The organism is Nitrospira sp. KM1 (assembly GCF_011405515.1).
Classification (GTDB): Bacteria; Nitrospirota; Nitrospiria; order Nitrospirales; family Nitrospiraceae; genus Nitrospira_C.
Genome location: NZ_AP022671.1, coordinates 570,391 through 584,427, shown reverse-complemented (window position 1 = coordinate 584,427; position 14,037 = coordinate 570,391). Strand labels below are relative to the sequence as shown.

At 55.7% G+C, this 14,037-nt stretch carries 14 protein-coding genes; 4 read left to right on the top strand and 10 right to left on the bottom strand.

Translation table 11 applies throughout. The annotated features are described in order from the left end of the window. The first annotated feature begins 58 nt into the window (after window positions 1–58). The 3 genes from W02_RS02700 (at window position 59) to W02_RS02690 (ending at window position 2,548) form a co-directional block, all read left to right on the top strand. Complete coding sequence (locus W02_RS02700) at window positions 59–685, top strand: ATP-binding cassette domain-containing protein (RefSeq protein ID WP_173051337.1); 627 nt, start codon at window positions 59–61, stop codon at window positions 683–685. 91 nt (window positions 686–776) lie between these two features. After that, on the top strand, window positions 777–1,901 hold the full coding sequence (traF, locus tag W02_RS02695) for a conjugal transfer protein TraF (protein ID WP_173044556.1): 1,125 nt from the start codon (window positions 777–779) through the stop codon (window positions 1,899–1,901). A gap of 38 nt (window positions 1,902–1,939) precedes the next feature. Beyond that, a complete protein-coding gene (locus tag W02_RS02690; protein ID WP_173044554.1) occupies window positions 1,940–2,548 on the top strand; it encodes a hypothetical protein in 609 nt (202 codons plus the stop codon). Between the two features lie 51 nt (window positions 2,549–2,599). Here W02_RS02690 and trpA read toward each other — a convergent pair whose 3' ends face one another. Genes trpA through W02_RS02645 form a run of 9 tightly spaced genes read right to left on the bottom strand, consistent with a single transcriptional unit; the run spans window position 2,600 to window position 10,223 of the window. Next, window positions 2,600–3,418, bottom strand: a complete 819-nt coding sequence (gene trpA / locus W02_RS02685; RefSeq protein WP_173044552.1) for a tryptophan synthase subunit alpha — start codon at window positions 3,416–3,418, stop codon at window positions 2,600–2,602. Further along, a complete protein-coding gene (gene trpB, locus W02_RS02680) occupies window positions 3,415–4,608 on the bottom strand; it encodes a tryptophan synthase subunit beta (protein ID WP_173044550.1) in 1,194 nt (397 codons plus the stop codon). Before trpB ends, trpA begins: the two co-directional genes overlap by 4 nt. Window positions 4,609–4,648: 40 nt before the next feature. Further along, window positions 4,649–5,302, bottom strand: a complete 654-nt coding sequence (locus tag W02_RS02675) for a phosphoribosylanthranilate isomerase (protein ID WP_173051336.1) — start codon at window positions 5,300–5,302, stop codon at window positions 4,649–4,651. Continuing rightward, window positions 5,299–5,610 carry a hypothetical protein gene (locus tag W02_RS02670; protein WP_173044548.1) on the bottom strand — a complete coding sequence of 104 codons (312 nt, stop codon included), beginning with the start codon at window positions 5,608–5,610 and terminating at the stop codon, window positions 5,299–5,301. The genes W02_RS02675 and W02_RS02670 overlap by 4 nt, the downstream gene beginning before the upstream one ends. Next, window positions 5,607–6,446, bottom strand: coding sequence for an indole-3-glycerol phosphate synthase TrpC (gene trpC, locus W02_RS02665; RefSeq protein ID WP_197742121.1), 840 nt, complete (start codon window positions 6,444–6,446; stop codon window positions 5,607–5,609). Before trpC ends, W02_RS02670 begins: the two co-directional genes overlap by 4 nt. Window positions 6,447–6,451: 5 nt before the next feature. After that, the gene (gene trpD, locus W02_RS02660; protein WP_173044544.1) at window positions 6,452–7,465 is read right to left on the bottom strand and encodes an anthranilate phosphoribosyltransferase; all 1,014 of its coding nucleotides are present in this window, start codon (window positions 7,463–7,465) and stop codon (window positions 6,452–6,454) included. A 19-nt stretch (window positions 7,466–7,484) separates the two neighbouring features. Beyond that, window positions 7,485–8,051 carry an aminodeoxychorismate/anthranilate synthase component II gene (locus W02_RS02655; RefSeq protein WP_173044542.1) on the bottom strand — a complete coding sequence of 189 codons (567 nt, stop codon included), beginning with the start codon at window positions 8,049–8,051 and terminating at the stop codon, window positions 7,485–7,487. A gap of 18 nt (window positions 8,052–8,069) precedes the next feature. After that, entirely contained in the window at window positions 8,070–9,566 is a 1,497-nt protein-coding gene (gene trpE / locus W02_RS02650) for an anthranilate synthase component I (protein ID WP_173044540.1), read from the bottom strand. A 9-nt stretch (window positions 9,567–9,575) separates the two neighbouring features. Further along, window positions 9,576–10,223, bottom strand: coding sequence for a LysM peptidoglycan-binding domain-containing protein (locus W02_RS02645; RefSeq protein ID WP_173044538.1), 648 nt, complete (start codon window positions 10,221–10,223; stop codon window positions 9,576–9,578). A gap of 263 nt (window positions 10,224–10,486) precedes the next feature. Here W02_RS02645 and ligA point away from each other — a divergent pair, with 263 nt between their 5' ends. Then, window positions 10,487–12,493, top strand: coding sequence for an NAD-dependent DNA ligase LigA (gene ligA / locus W02_RS02640; protein WP_173044536.1), 2,007 nt, complete (start codon window positions 10,487–10,489; stop codon window positions 12,491–12,493). 4 nt (window positions 12,494–12,497) lie between these two features. On the opposite strand, the gene W02_RS02635 is transcribed toward ligA, so the two are convergent. Then, window positions 12,498–13,781 carry a hemolysin family protein gene (locus W02_RS02635; RefSeq protein WP_173044534.1) on the bottom strand — a complete coding sequence of 428 codons (1,284 nt, stop codon included), beginning with the start codon at window positions 13,779–13,781 and terminating at the stop codon, window positions 12,498–12,500. Between the last annotated feature and the right edge of the window lie 256 nt (window positions 13,782–14,037).

Genomic DNA, 14,037 nt, shown 5'->3' with positions numbered 1-14,037 from the left:
CCATTTTCACAGGAGTGTGTCGGTGATTACGGTGACGGACCTTCATAAGTCGTTTCCTATGGGGGAACGGACGCTCGAGGTGCTGCGCGGGATCAATCTCACGATTGCTCACGGTGAATTAATCGCGGTCATTGGAGCGTCTGGAGCTGGAAAGAGCACCTTGCTCCACATACTGGGATTACTCGAGCGACCGACGAAGGGCGCTGTGACCTTTGAGGGTCGCGATCTGTTTAGCCTTTCGGATCAGTCTCAGGCGGAATTCCGAAACCGGAGGATTGGGTTTGTGTTTCAGTTCCATCATCTCCTTCCTGAATTCACGGCGTTGGAAAATGCGTGCATGCCCGCGTTGATCCAAGGGCGCTCCACGCAGGACATCGAGGGCGAGGCGACGGCGATTCTCAAAGAGGTCGGCTTGAGCGAGAGGCTGCACCATAAACCCGGGGAGCTGTCCGGCGGCGAGCAGCAGAGGGTTGCCGTCGCGCGCGCCCTGCTTCAGAAGCCTGATCTCGTGCTGGCCGATGAGCCGACCGGGAATCTCGATACTCATACGGGCGATGCGCTGTTCGGTCTCATGAGAGATCTGAACAAAGCGCGGGGAACCACTTTTGTCATCGTGACGCACAACGATAAGCTGTCCGCACAGGCCGACCGCATTATCCATATGCAAGACGGTCAGATTGTATAGGGAAGAGTCCCCAGCCTCGTACCCGGCAAATCCTTGACGCGAATCGTTCCTTCCAATAGACTCGGCCCAGCTCCTGGAAGCAGCTGAATGCATGCACCTTTCGACGCTCACGAGAGTTAGCGCGCTGGCGATAGCGATTCTTGCTCCCCTCTCCGCAGGGGCGGTGGAGTTTGTGAGTGTCGGACCCCGCGCAACCGGCATGGGCGGAGCCGGTGTGGCCGTCACGACGGATGCCCTGGCCACGTATTGGAATCCCGCCGGGCTCGCGATGACACAGACTGTGGACATTCGACTGCAGGCGGGTGCGCAGGCCATTGACCGGCTCGGCATTGCCGATGCCGTGAGGGATCTCGAGGATTTCAATCCAAATGACTCGTCACAAGCCAACCAAGCTAAGGCGCAGGACATTGCCAACCGATTGAACCGGCCAGGGGCAAATACGTCACTCAATGGTTCGGCGGGACTCTATATCAAAGGCCATATCGGGGAGCACGCGTTTGGTATCAATGTTTCGGATGTGGCGACCGGTGGAAGTTTCATCAGCAACCCCGTACAAGTGAATGGCAATAACATTTCCGGGGCGATGGCGCTCCAAGGTCTGGAGGTACGGCAAGTCGCGTTGTCCTACGCCTATGCCTTCGCCGATAAAATGTTTTCGTTCGGGGTGACGGGAAAACTTATGCAGGGTGCGGCGTATAGCGGAAACGCGCCTCTTCAAGGCGGCACAGAATTGAAGCTGACCGACTATTTTGGACAGGCCACGATCTCCACGGCTCTCGGAGTCGACATTGGTGCCATCTATCGTCCAACCTCATGGTTGCGATTCGGGGCGGTCGCGAAGGATATCAACCAGCCCACCTTCAAGGCGCCGGGTGGCGGTGAACTCCGCTTAAATCCACAGGTGCGGGCCGGTATGGCCATTAACCCGTACTCGTCGTTAACCTTGACGATGGACGTCGATGCCACGTCCAACAAGACTTTGGTTCCCGGTGTCAAAAGCCAGTTGTTGAGTCTGGGCGCGGAACAGACGATCCTCACCGAATTTCTCTCTTTCAGAGTCGGGGCATTCAAGAACATGCAGGATGCGACGACACCATTCACCCCTACGGCCGGGCTTGGTCTCCGGATTTTTGCCTTTCGTCTTGATTTGGGCGGCGGATATGATTTCCGAGAGAAGGGAGCATTGGCGTCAGGTTCCATTTCAATGACGTTCTAGCTTCCACCTAGTAAAAGAATGAATGGTATACTGAGTCCATGCTGACGAGCGTCAAGAGAAGCATTCATCACGTTCTCTGTGTTCTGCCCCTCATTCTTGTGGGATGCGGCGGCTTACAGGAGGCCTGGGAAGGTCCCGGGGCGAACGTCTTTCATCCGCAGGCCGTTGCCGTCTTGCCTCCCATGGCCAGTCAGTACGATAGCGCCCGTGAAGACATCCAGGAAGTCCTGTCCGGAGCCCTCCGTAACACAATCAAGATTGAACGCGTCGTGTCACCGGAAAGCGTGACCGATATGTTTCAGTCTTCGAAGGAAGCCTTCGACTCCCTCGTCTTTTATTTTTCGAGACTCGAAATGACCGGGCAGTCTGATAAAGAATCGGCAATCAAGCTCGGAAAAGCCCTCAACGTCGATTCCTTCATTGTTGTGCGTGTGAACTCATGGGAGTATATGCGCAAGGAAGGTGATAACGTGGGCCGCGTCGGTCTGAGTTTGAGACTGGTGGATGCCACGACCGGTACGACCGTGTGGAAAGCCCGTCACGAGCGGTCAAGCAGCTACATGTTCTTCCGCCCCAACCTCAAGGACGTTGCCAAGGAACTCGCCCGCGAGATGATCGCGTACATGCCCCCGCAACCCAAGCGGTAGCCTGCGCAGGCTTCTCATATCCTGGACTGTGTACCGGCGTGTAGGATGGATTTAACTGACGACTGCCGCTCGTGAACGCATGGCGGTTTTGAGTGAACGCCCGAATTGTGCGACGTGATCGACCAGGTCGCTATCCTGAAGGCGATCAGCGATTTGTCTGACAATCGCAGAGCCGACGATGACGCCGTCAGCGACGGAGGACATGTTTGCGGCATCGTCCGGTGTCGCGATGCCGAACCCGACCGCGATGGGGGTTTTCGACACTTTTCTGATCTTCTGGACGTTTCTGCCCACCGTATCGAGATTTTTCAGTTTGGCGCCCGTGATGCCGGTAAGAGATACGTAATAGAGAAAGCCCTGGGAATGCCTCGCCACGAACTCCCGTCTCGACGGCGTGCTGGTGGGCGCCAACAGATAAATCAATTGAAGGCCAGAGGCGGAAGCGGGCTTCATCAAAGGCCCCGACTCGTCCGGAGGCATATCCGGGACGATCAAGCCGTCCACGCCTGCTGCAGCCGCCTCGCGGCAGAACGATTCCGGACCGAAGGCATGGATGCTATTGTAGTAGGCCATGAGGACGATCGGGATCTGAGTTGTTCTTCTGAGTGTGTGGACCATTGCGATGATTTTGCGCAACGTCGTGCCGCTCCGCAGTGCCCGTTCCGCCGCCTGCTGAATCACCGGGCCGTCCGCAATGGGATCCGAAAACGGGACGCCGAGCTCGATAATGTCCGAACCAGCCTGCTCCAGCGCGGGCACGAGCCGCTCGGTTTCCGACAACGTTGGATCCCCAGCCATGATGTAGGTAATCAGCGCCGCTTCGCTTCGCTGGCGGAGCCGTTCGAATGTCTGATCAAGGCGCGACTTCATAATGCGATGCCGCGCACGCGGGCGACCTGCTGCACGTCCTTGTCTCCTCGACCGGAGAGATTCACGACAATGATCTGATTCTTCTTCATCCGGGGTGCAAGCTTCACAGTGTGGGCGATGGCGTGCGCGCTTTCAAGCGCCGGGACGATTCCCTCCTCTACTGCGAGCAGATCGAATGCCGCCAAGGCTTCCTCGTCCGTGGCCGAGGTGTAGCAGGCGCGGCCGACCTCTCGCAAATAGCTGTGCTCGGGACCAACCGCGGCATAGTCGAGGCCGGCGGAGACGGAGTGAGTGAGATTGATTTGCCCGTCATCGTCCTGCAGGAGATAGGTCATGGTGCCTTGGAGAACACCTGGCTTACCTCCGGAGAAACGGGCCGCATGTTTTCCGCTGGTGAGTCCGAGCCCGCCCGCCTCCACGCCGACCATCTTCACCCGTGGATCTTTGAGAAATGCATGAAACAGTCCGATCGCGTTGCTGCCCCCTCCGACACAGGCCACCAGACAATCCGGCAGGCGACCCTCCAGCGCCAGGATCTGTTTGCGCGCCTCGCGGCCGATGATCGCTTGGAAATCTCTGATCATCATCGGATACGGATGTGCCCCCAATACCGAGCCGAGGATATAGTGGGTGGTTTCGATGTTTGTCGTCCAGTCACGCATGGCTTCACTGATCGCATCCTTCAGCGTACGGCTGCCGGCATCGACCCCGGTGACGGTCGACCCCAGCAGGCGCATCCTGAACACGTTCAGCGCCTGTCGCTGCATGTCCTCGGTGCCCATGTAAATCTCGCACTGGAGTCCGAACATGGCTGCGACGGTGGCGGTGGCCACGCCGTGTTGGCCTGCACCGGTTTCAGCGATCACGCGGGGCTTCTTCATCCGTTTGGCCAGCAGGCCTTGCCCGATGGCATTGTTGATCTTATGAGCCCCCGTATGACAGAGATCTTCGCGCTTAAGATAGATCTTGGCGCCTCCCAACCGCTTGGTGAGCCGGGCGGCAAAGTAGAGTTGCGTGGGGCGACCGACGTACTGTGTCAGGTAATGGGAGAGTTCGGCTTGAAAGCGGCGGTCCTTTTTCGCCTTCTCGTATTCCTTCTCTAAGTCGAGCAGCGCAGGCATGAGCGTCTCGGGAACATACCGTCCGCCATATGCTCCGAAACGGCCCTTCTGATCGGGTATGGGTTTCATAATCGATTTTACCGATCCTTGCACAGGCAGTATAGGTGGCCTACATTGGGGAAACAACCCGCACGGCCTCGATGAACGCTCTGATTTTTTCAGGATCTTTCTTTCCCGGTGACGCTTCCACCCCGCTACTGACATCGACAGCATAGGGATGAACGACTCGGATCGCCTCTCCGACATTCCTTGCAGTGAGTCCTCCTGCCAACACGACGGTGGCGGATTCGGCCATTTCGGCGGCAAGCGTCCAATCGGCGGTTAGGCCGGTTCCACCAAAGCTTTCCTCCGAGTACCGATCGAGGAGAAATCCCCGTACGCCGGCTCGCCCCCTGAATTCCGCTATGGCGAGAAAGCTTCTTCGATCCTTGAGACGAACCGCTTTCAGCACCGGACGATGCAACTCCTCGCAATAGGCGGCCGTTTCGTCTCCCTGCAACTGGGCCAACCCGAGACCGCAGCTATCGACGATATCTCGTACGACCTTGACTCCCTCGTTCACGAAGATGCCTACCGGCACGACGAGCGGCGGCAGCCTTCCAATGATCGATCTGGCCAGCTGCGGGGACACGTACCTGGGACTTTGACGGTAGAATACGAACCCAAGCGCGTCTGCCCCGGCCGACACGGCATTCGCCGCATCTTCGGCGCTTGTGATGCCGCAAATCTTGACTCTGGTCCGTACGGCCGATACGCCGGTCATAGGCATTTTTGCGCGCTCCGTTGTTCAGCGTACGCATCCCGGTAGGTCCACTGACACGCTTTGCCCTTGGCATCGAACTGCATGGTCAATGTTCCTGAACTTTCCGGACTCCATCGAATGGGCCACTCGCAGGCCTCCCCGCCATTCGCGAACCCGTGACACCGGATCGGAATGCCTTGGTCGCGAACGCGATCATCCTTGCTGGTGCCGATCCAGCTGTCCCATGACTGCTCGGTCTTTCCATATCCGCTCTGAGCACATCCGGCCAGCCCAACCCACACCGCCAAGATGAAGACTTTCACACTCATCGGAACTCCTCCTTGGCGCAACCGTGCGAGATCTCTGTGCCTCGTAGCTCAGCGATCTTTGACTCGATAGACTCAGCCTTGATGAGAGATTCTCCCACCAGCATGGCATGGATTCCGGCTTCGACCAACTGCTCCACATGGGAGCGCGTATGGATGCCGCTTTCGCTGACCATCAACTTGTCGGAAGGAATCCGCTTCGCCAGGCGTATGGTGACTGCGATGTCGGTGGAAAACGTCTTCAAGTCACGGTTGTTAATTCCAATCAGCCGGACATCCGGGATCCATTCGAGGACGGTATCCAGTTCGCGTTCATGATGAACCTCAAACAGGACATCCATGGATAGCTCCTTCGCCAGCAGATGAAAGTCAAGGAGCTGCCGGCGTTCCAACGCCGCGACGATGAGGAGGACGGCGTCGGCTCCGTAGGCTCTCGCTTCATAGAACTGGATGTCTCCAACCATGAACTCTTTGTTGAGCGCAGGCAATGGAACCTGCCGTTTAATAGCGGCTAAATTGTCGAGACTTCCTTGGAAGAAGTCATTGTCCGTGAGCACGGACAACGCCGAGGCTCCATAGGTATAGTAGGACTTGGCTATGCCGACGGGATCAAAATGCTCATGAAATTCCGGCCTCAATAGACCCAGACTCGGCGAAGCCTTCTTGACCTCGGCAATGAGCGCCGGACTGCCGGGTTTTCGATTCGCGTCCAAGGAAAGCGCAAATCCCATTGGCCGCGACAAATCGAGGATGCGCTGTTTGAGTTCAGAGAGATACCCGCGGCTCTGCTTCCGCCGCAATTCCGCCTTTTTGTGTTCGAGTATTCTCGACAGAATCACGCGTGTCATCCCTTCCGAGAAAAAGCCACCAGGCGAGCCAGTTTCTCGGCCGCGGCTCCTGAATCGATCATCTGTCCGGCAAGCACAAATCCATCTTGGAGCGTTTTGACTTTTCGTCCGGCGACCAGGGCCGGGGCCGCATTCAGGCACACCACGTCGCGCCGCGGTCCTTTTCGTCCATGCAGAATCTCTCTGGTGATAGCCGCATTGTCTTGGGGGGTGCCGCCACCAAATTCGCGTCCGGCCACAGGAGTCAATCCGAATTCCGAGGGGCTGATGACATAATTGGAGAGCACCCCGCCTTTGGCTTCGGCAACCAGGGTTCGGTCCGTCAACGTAATTTCATCCAATCCATCCGTACCGTGAACGACAAAGCAATGCTGAGACCCGAGATGCATCAGCACTTTTCCCAAGAGTTCAGTGAGCCTGGGTTCGTAGACGCCGATGACTTGGATGGCGGCCCCTGCCGGATTGGTCAACGGGCCCATGACGTTCAACAGGGTCCGCACTCCCAACTCCTGACGCGGGCCGGCACAATGCTTCATGGCCCCGTGATAGAGCGGAGCGAAAAGAAACCCAATGCCGACCTCGTTGATGCAATCGGCCACGCGATCCGGTTGAAGGTCGATGTTCAGACCCAAGGCCGATAAGACATCGGCGCTGCCGCATTTTGATGAGACCGAACGATTGCCATGTTTCGCCACGGTCAGGCCAGCGGCGGCGACGACGAACGCGCTGGTAGTCGAGATGTTGAAGGAGTGGCGACCATCGCCTCCGGTTCCGCAGGTGTCGATGACGAGCGGGTCCCCAATGACGAGTCGGACCGCACGATTCCGCATGGCGGAGACCGATCCGGCAATTTCCTCTACGGTTTCTCCCTTGAGACGAAGGCCCATGAGATAGGCCGCGATTTGAACAGGAGTCGCCTCCCCGTCCATGATTTCGTCCATGACCGACTCGGCTTCTTTTTCTGTTAAGGACAGGCGGTCAGCCAGTTTGGCAATCGCGTCTTTAATCATTGGGATGAAACCACCGGATTTAGGAGAGTGTCAGGAAATTACGCAGGAGATCTTTCCCTGAAGTCGTGAGAATGGATTCCGGGTGGAATTGGACTCCCTCGACGCCAAGGGACTTATGACGAATACCCATGATTTCACCATCGGCGGTTTCCGCTGAAACCTCGAAGCAGGACGGTAGCGTGTCGCGACGGACGATGAGTGAATGATAGCGTGTCGCCTCGAACGGGTTGGGCAGCTTTCGGAACAGTGTTTTGCCGTCGTGTTGAATTTTGGAAGTCTTTCCATGCATCAGCCGTTCCGCCCGCACGACTTCCCCTCCAAACGCCATCGCGAGAGACTGATGTCCCAGACAAACTCCTAGCACTGGTAACTTGCCTGAGAAGTACGTGATGGTCTCAATGGAGACTCCGGCCTCCTTCGGCGTACAGGGACCGGGGGAAATGACAATGCGTGTCGGGCGCATGCCGATGATCTGTTCGACCGTGATTTTGTCGTTTCTGAAGACTTTGACCTCTTCCCCGAGCTCGCCGAAATACTGCACGAGGTTGTACGTAAATGAATCGTAGTTGTCGATCATCAGTAGCATGACGTTATCGCGAAGTCGCTATTCCAATCCCTGCTCGGCCAGTTCAATCGCCTTCATCATCGCACGGGCCTTGTTGCAGGTTTCTTCATATTCGTATTCCGGATTGGAGTCGGCGACAATACCGGCTCCGGCTTGCACGAAGGCTTGATGGTTTTTGATCACGACCGTCCTGATATTGATGCACATGTCCATATTTCCCGAAAAGCTGAAATAGCCCACCGCGCCGGCATAAGGTCCCCGTCTCGTGGGTTCCAATTCATCGATAATCTCCATCGCCCTGATTTTTGGCGCCCCGGAAACGGTTCCGGCTGGAAAACAGGCCCGTAGAACATCGTACGACGTTTTGGACTCTTCGAGCTTCGCCGTGATGTTCGAGACCAAATGCATCACGTGTGAGTAGCGTTCAACATGCATGAGGGCGTCCACTGTGACGGACCCGGGAACGGCAGTTCGCCCTGCGTCGTTTCTTCCCAGGTCGACGAGCATGACATGTTCAGCCCGTTCCTTCTCGTCGGCGAGAAGACGCCGCTCCAATTGTTGATCTTCTTCAGGTGTAGTGCCTCGACGACGCGTCCCCGCGATGGGTCTGACCGAAATGACCCCGTCTTCGCACCTGACGAGCGTTTCGGGCGACGAACCAACGAGTTCGACCCCGGCCACCCGGAGGTAATACATATATGGAGAGGGATTGACGACCCGCAGCGCACGGTACAGCTGTAGCGGCGGGGCCTGGACGTTGGTTTCCCAACGTTGGGAGAGCACCGCTTGGACGACGTCGCCGGCCCGGATGTACTCCTTGGTGCGGGTGACCATTTTTTCGAAGTCGTCCTTGCCGACATTGGATGTGAACGAAATCGGCTTGCGACGACGGTGAGGTCTCGATCGACGAAGCGGACGACGCAAACGAGCAATCATGCGCTCGATACGTTCTGTAGCCGTTCGATAAGCCTGTTTGATGCCACGCTCACCGCTCGAGACCACGTGAGCGTTTGCGACGACTTTGATCTTCTGCGCGACGTTGTCAAAGATGAGCAGCGTATCGGTAAGCAGAAATGCAAAGTCGGGTAAGTTGATATGATCTTTTTGCCTTCGAGGAAGACCTTCAAATGTGCGAACGATGTCATAACTCAAATACCCGACCGCGCCACCGACGAACCTCGGTAAATCAGGAACCGTGACAGGTCGATAGCTTTGCATCAGCTCCCGGAGTCGTTCGAGCGGATTCCCTCGACTGGGAATCCGCTTCTTATGCTTGCCCCTGAGCTGAATCAAATCCCCGTGATCTTCGTAGATGACGACCGGAGAGCCGCTGCCCAGGAACGAATACCTGGCCCATTTCTCTCCCCCCTCGATACTTTCCAATAAATACGCAGAAGGCCCGTGATCGATCTTGGCAAATGCCGAGACTGGTGTCTCGTAGTCCGCGAGAATTTCCCGGTACAAGGGAATGAGATTCCCCTCTCGCGCGTAGACGCGGAATTGGTCAAGACTCAATGAGTACTGACGGGAGGCCACGGTCGATGTCTACTCCTGACCGACGATTAACTTTTGACCTACTTCAAGGAGGTCGTCCTGCAGCTTGTTCCATTTACGCAGCAGCTCGACCTTTACGCCGTAGCGACGGCTAATACGATACAATGTCTCACCGGGTTTCACGATATGCACATTTGGGGTCCCGGAACCTGATGCCATGGCGCTTGATTCTGGAGAGTCCGTGGCCGATGGGCTATCGGACAATCCAAAGGACGAAGTACCAAGAACATCAGACATACCACCTGGCTCCGTTGCGGGAGACTTCTTCATGACAGGAGCAGTGGCACGTTTCATGTCACCCTTGGCCTTGCGTTCCAGCAGAGAGGCTTCCTTGACAGCGTCGGCTTCCTCCTGCACACGACTCATCTGTTCACGGACTGCCTGTACCTGCGCAGTCAATTCACGGTTTCTGGTCTCGTATTCCACCAATTCTTTTTTTGAACGCTTGACCTCATTGTCCAACTCGGCCGTTCGTTTTTCTTCCTGAGCGAGTAGCCGCTGAAAATTTAGACTGCGCGCTTTCTCAGCTTCATATTTTTCGTTTAAGACGCAACCATTCAGGATGATTCCCCCGCAGAGCAGAGGGATGACCCTTACCATCGCCCAAGATTTCGCCAACTTCGCTTCTCTCGTCTTCATGAATTCCTCCTCCTCGACCGACGTGGCCCATTTGACCTGCCGGATATGGATTCGTGTTGCGAACAAGAAGGTCCGTTTTCAGCAGGCAGGGTTGGTAGAATAATGGCTAACGCGGCGAAAGTCAAAGCGAATAGGGCTATTTTGAAGTTTGACCCTCTGTGAAACACATGTTAGGTTCCGCACGGTTCCACTCATGCTCAGGTGCAATGACCCCCGCAGATGCCTGCAAAGCCTGTATCCTGTCCAGCCGTCGATAGGCGATCATGAGTGACGTTCAAACACGCATTGCGGCGTTGAGAGACCTCATCAGAGGTCATGACTATTTGTATTATGTCAAAGACAAGCCGGAGATCTCTGACGCCGAGTACGACCGTCTCTTTAAAGAGCTGACCGAACTCGAACAGACGCATCCTGAACTGATGAGGCCGGACTCCCCCACTCAACGAGTGGGTGCTCCACCTCTTGAAGCCTTGGTCAAGGTCCGGCATGAGAAGCCGATGCTCAGCCTGGACTCAATCCTGAACGCCGATGAGGTTCTGGCGTTTGACCAGCGAATGAAGCGCGAACTCGGCGTCCAATCGGTCGATTATACGGCCGAACCAAAATTTGACGGGTTATCCGTTGAGTTAGTGTACCAAAACGGGGCGTTCATCCAAGGTTCGACAAGAGGTGACGGCACGATCGGTGAAGATATTACGACCAATCTCCGCACTATCCGTTCGTTGCCGCTCCAATTGGTTGCTGGATCCGGATATCCAGCCCGCCTAGTGGTGCGAGGTGAGGTGTACATGAGGCTGAATGATTTTCAGGCCCTTAACCGGCGCATGACTGAGCGAGGCGAAGAAGCCTTTGCCAATCCACGCAATGCAGCGGCCGGCTCGCTTCGACAATTGGACTCCTCAATCACCGCCTCCAGACCCCTCGTCGTCACCTGCTACGAAGTGACAAGTCGTTCTGAGGGAGCAGCCTCTACTCATTGGCAGGAATTTGAAGATTTATCGGCCTGGGGTATTCCGGTTCCGCTCAGCCGATTGCGTTGCTCCACGATTGAAGAGGTCATCACCTATCACCATGAGACGGCCGAGATGCGGGACTCCCTGCCATATGAGATCGATGGCGTGGTTGTCAAGGTCGACCGCCGCCAATGGCAGGAAAAACTCGGATTCAAGTCGCGGAGTCCTCGTTGGGCGATAGCCTACAAGTTCAGTCCGAGAAAAGAGACGACGGTCATCGAGGATATTGCTGTGTCCGTCGGCCGCACCGGTACGCTCACTCCCCTGGCCTTGCTTAAGCCGGTCGAAGTCGGCGGGGTGACCATCAGCCGTGCGACTCTTCACAATGCGGACGAAGTGGCAAGGAAAGATGTGCGGGTCGGCGACACCGTGAAGATCGAACGTGCCGGAGATGTCATTCCAGCCGTATCGGAACGGGTTTCTGTGCCGGGTGAACAGCGTGCGGCTCCGTTCCAAATGCCGGCGGATTGTCCCATCTGTCATTCGGCCGTGGCCCGGGAGGGAGCCTACTACTATTGCACCGGACAAATGGTCTGTGGTGCTCAGATCAAGGGGGCGATTGAACATTTCGCCTCAAAGGCGGCACTGAATATTAACGGGTTGGGAAGAAAAACGGTGGCTCAACTCGTCGACCACCATCTTGTACGCACTGTCGCTGATCTATATCGCTTGACGAAGGATGACTTGCTTGGCTTGGAGGGATTCGCCGATCGTTCGGCTGCGCTGCTTCTGCAGGGCATCACGGCCAGCAAGGATGTGACACTCGATCGATTCCTCATGGGGCTCGGCATCAGACAGGTTGGACAGCACATTGCCAAAGTGCTCGCGAGGACGTTCGGCACGCTCGGGTCGATCATGACCGCGGACAAAGAGCGATTTCAGCGAGTGCCTGAGATAGGTCCGGAAATTTCGTCGAGTCTGGCCTCGTACTTTTCCGAGCCACAGAATCGCCGAGTGATCGATGAACTGCTCAAGACGGGATTCCGCATCGAATCGGATACGCCATCTGTTGGGCAGAATGCTCCGCTTGCAGGCGTGACTTTCGTGTTTACCGGCGGGCTTGGAAAACTGACAAGAGAAGACGCCGCGCGATTGGTGGAGAGCAAAGGAGCAAAAGTTTCTTCCAGCGTGAGCAAAAAGACCAGCTACGTGGTGGCTGGGACCGATGCAGGATCAAAACTCGAACAGGCGAGGAAGCTCGGCATCACCGTGTTGAGTGAACAGGAATTTTCAGATCTTGTTCAAGGAGAGGGCTGAGTTGCTATCCGACAAGATTGTAGTTTGGCGCTTCGACCGGCACGGGAGCCTTTTCATCCTTGAAGATCTGAACGCTTCGTATCGAGCGGGGCTCCGCCTCGTGAATCAAGATTCTGCAATGACCGATCCTCACTTCCTCCCCGACTTTTGGGATGCGGCCGAGCTCCTGTTGAATCAATCCACTGATCGTGACCGCTTCATCTCCCAAGTCGACCTTCAGGAAATCGTTCACCTTACGAACTTCAGTTCGTCCATGCACCAAAATGTGGTTCTTTCCAATTCGTTTGATTAAGTCTTCGGTAATGTCGGTTTCATCCATGATTTCACCGACAACTTCTTCCAACAGGTCTTCCAACGTGACGATTCCCATGACTCCGCCGAATTCATTCACGACGACTGCCATGTGCCGTTTATCCTGCTGAAACTGTTTCATGAGGTCGTCGGCCGTTTTACCGGCCGGAACGAACAGCGCAGGATATGCAATATCCCTCAACTTCGAATCCATCACGCCCTTGGACAGTTCCGTTAGCGCCCTTGTCTTGTAAAGAATGCCGGTGATGTTATCCAGGGTACCGTCATAGATCGGAATCCTTGAATATTTGGAATTGTATAAGAGATCCCGCGCTTCCCTAAGGCGGAGATTTCCGTCGAGAGAGAAGACGTACAGTCGGGGAGTCATGGCGTCTTCTGCGGTAATGTCTTTCAGTTGGAAGACGTTCTTGATCATCTTTACCTTTTCCACTTCGATGGCACCCGCTTTACCACCCTCGTCCAGCATGATTTTCAGTTCTTCTTCTGTGACCAATGGCAGGGTGAGGCCTTTGCCGCCGGTCAATTTATGGATAAAGGGGACCATGATGGCGAGGACGGGCTTGAGCAGCAGTTGGACTCCGTAAACCGGATAAGACATGTTCAGCGTAACCGGCACCGCGAATTTAGCGGCCAGAGTCTTCGGAACCACATCGACAGATACGAGGAGCACGAAAGTTAGAAGCCCCACGACGACGGCAATAGTATCATCAAAAAACGTGCGATCGGCCCCATAGGTATTCAAAGTCAGGAACGTTGCGTACATGGGAATGGCTGTCCCCACCAGCCGGTCTCCAACAAGGATGGTAGAGAGGAGTTTTTGAGGGTCGCTTCTCAACCGAAGAGCCATTTTTGCCCTGGCATTGTCGTTCTGCGCCAAGGCCCTGAGTTTGGTCTCGTTGACGGAAAAGAAGCCGATCTCGGCCGTTGAGATGATGGCGGAAAGAACGATAAGACCTAATAGGATGAAAATATCCATTTGGCAGAATCGGCTATGGACGAGCGATTGTATGGATCTGTCGGGAGAGCCTGACTGGAATGAGAGGCTTTTCCCTTTCCTGAGGTTGGTAGCGAGCAAAGCTGGATGGGACCGGAACTTCGTAGGGACCTATTGGGCCGGTATCCATTGCAGAATACCTTTATCATACGACTCTACAGTGGGCAAGGACATCGAAAAAACCAACCGTTAAATCAAGCGGTTGTAACATATCTAAGCGGAATATGGCCTTATTCGC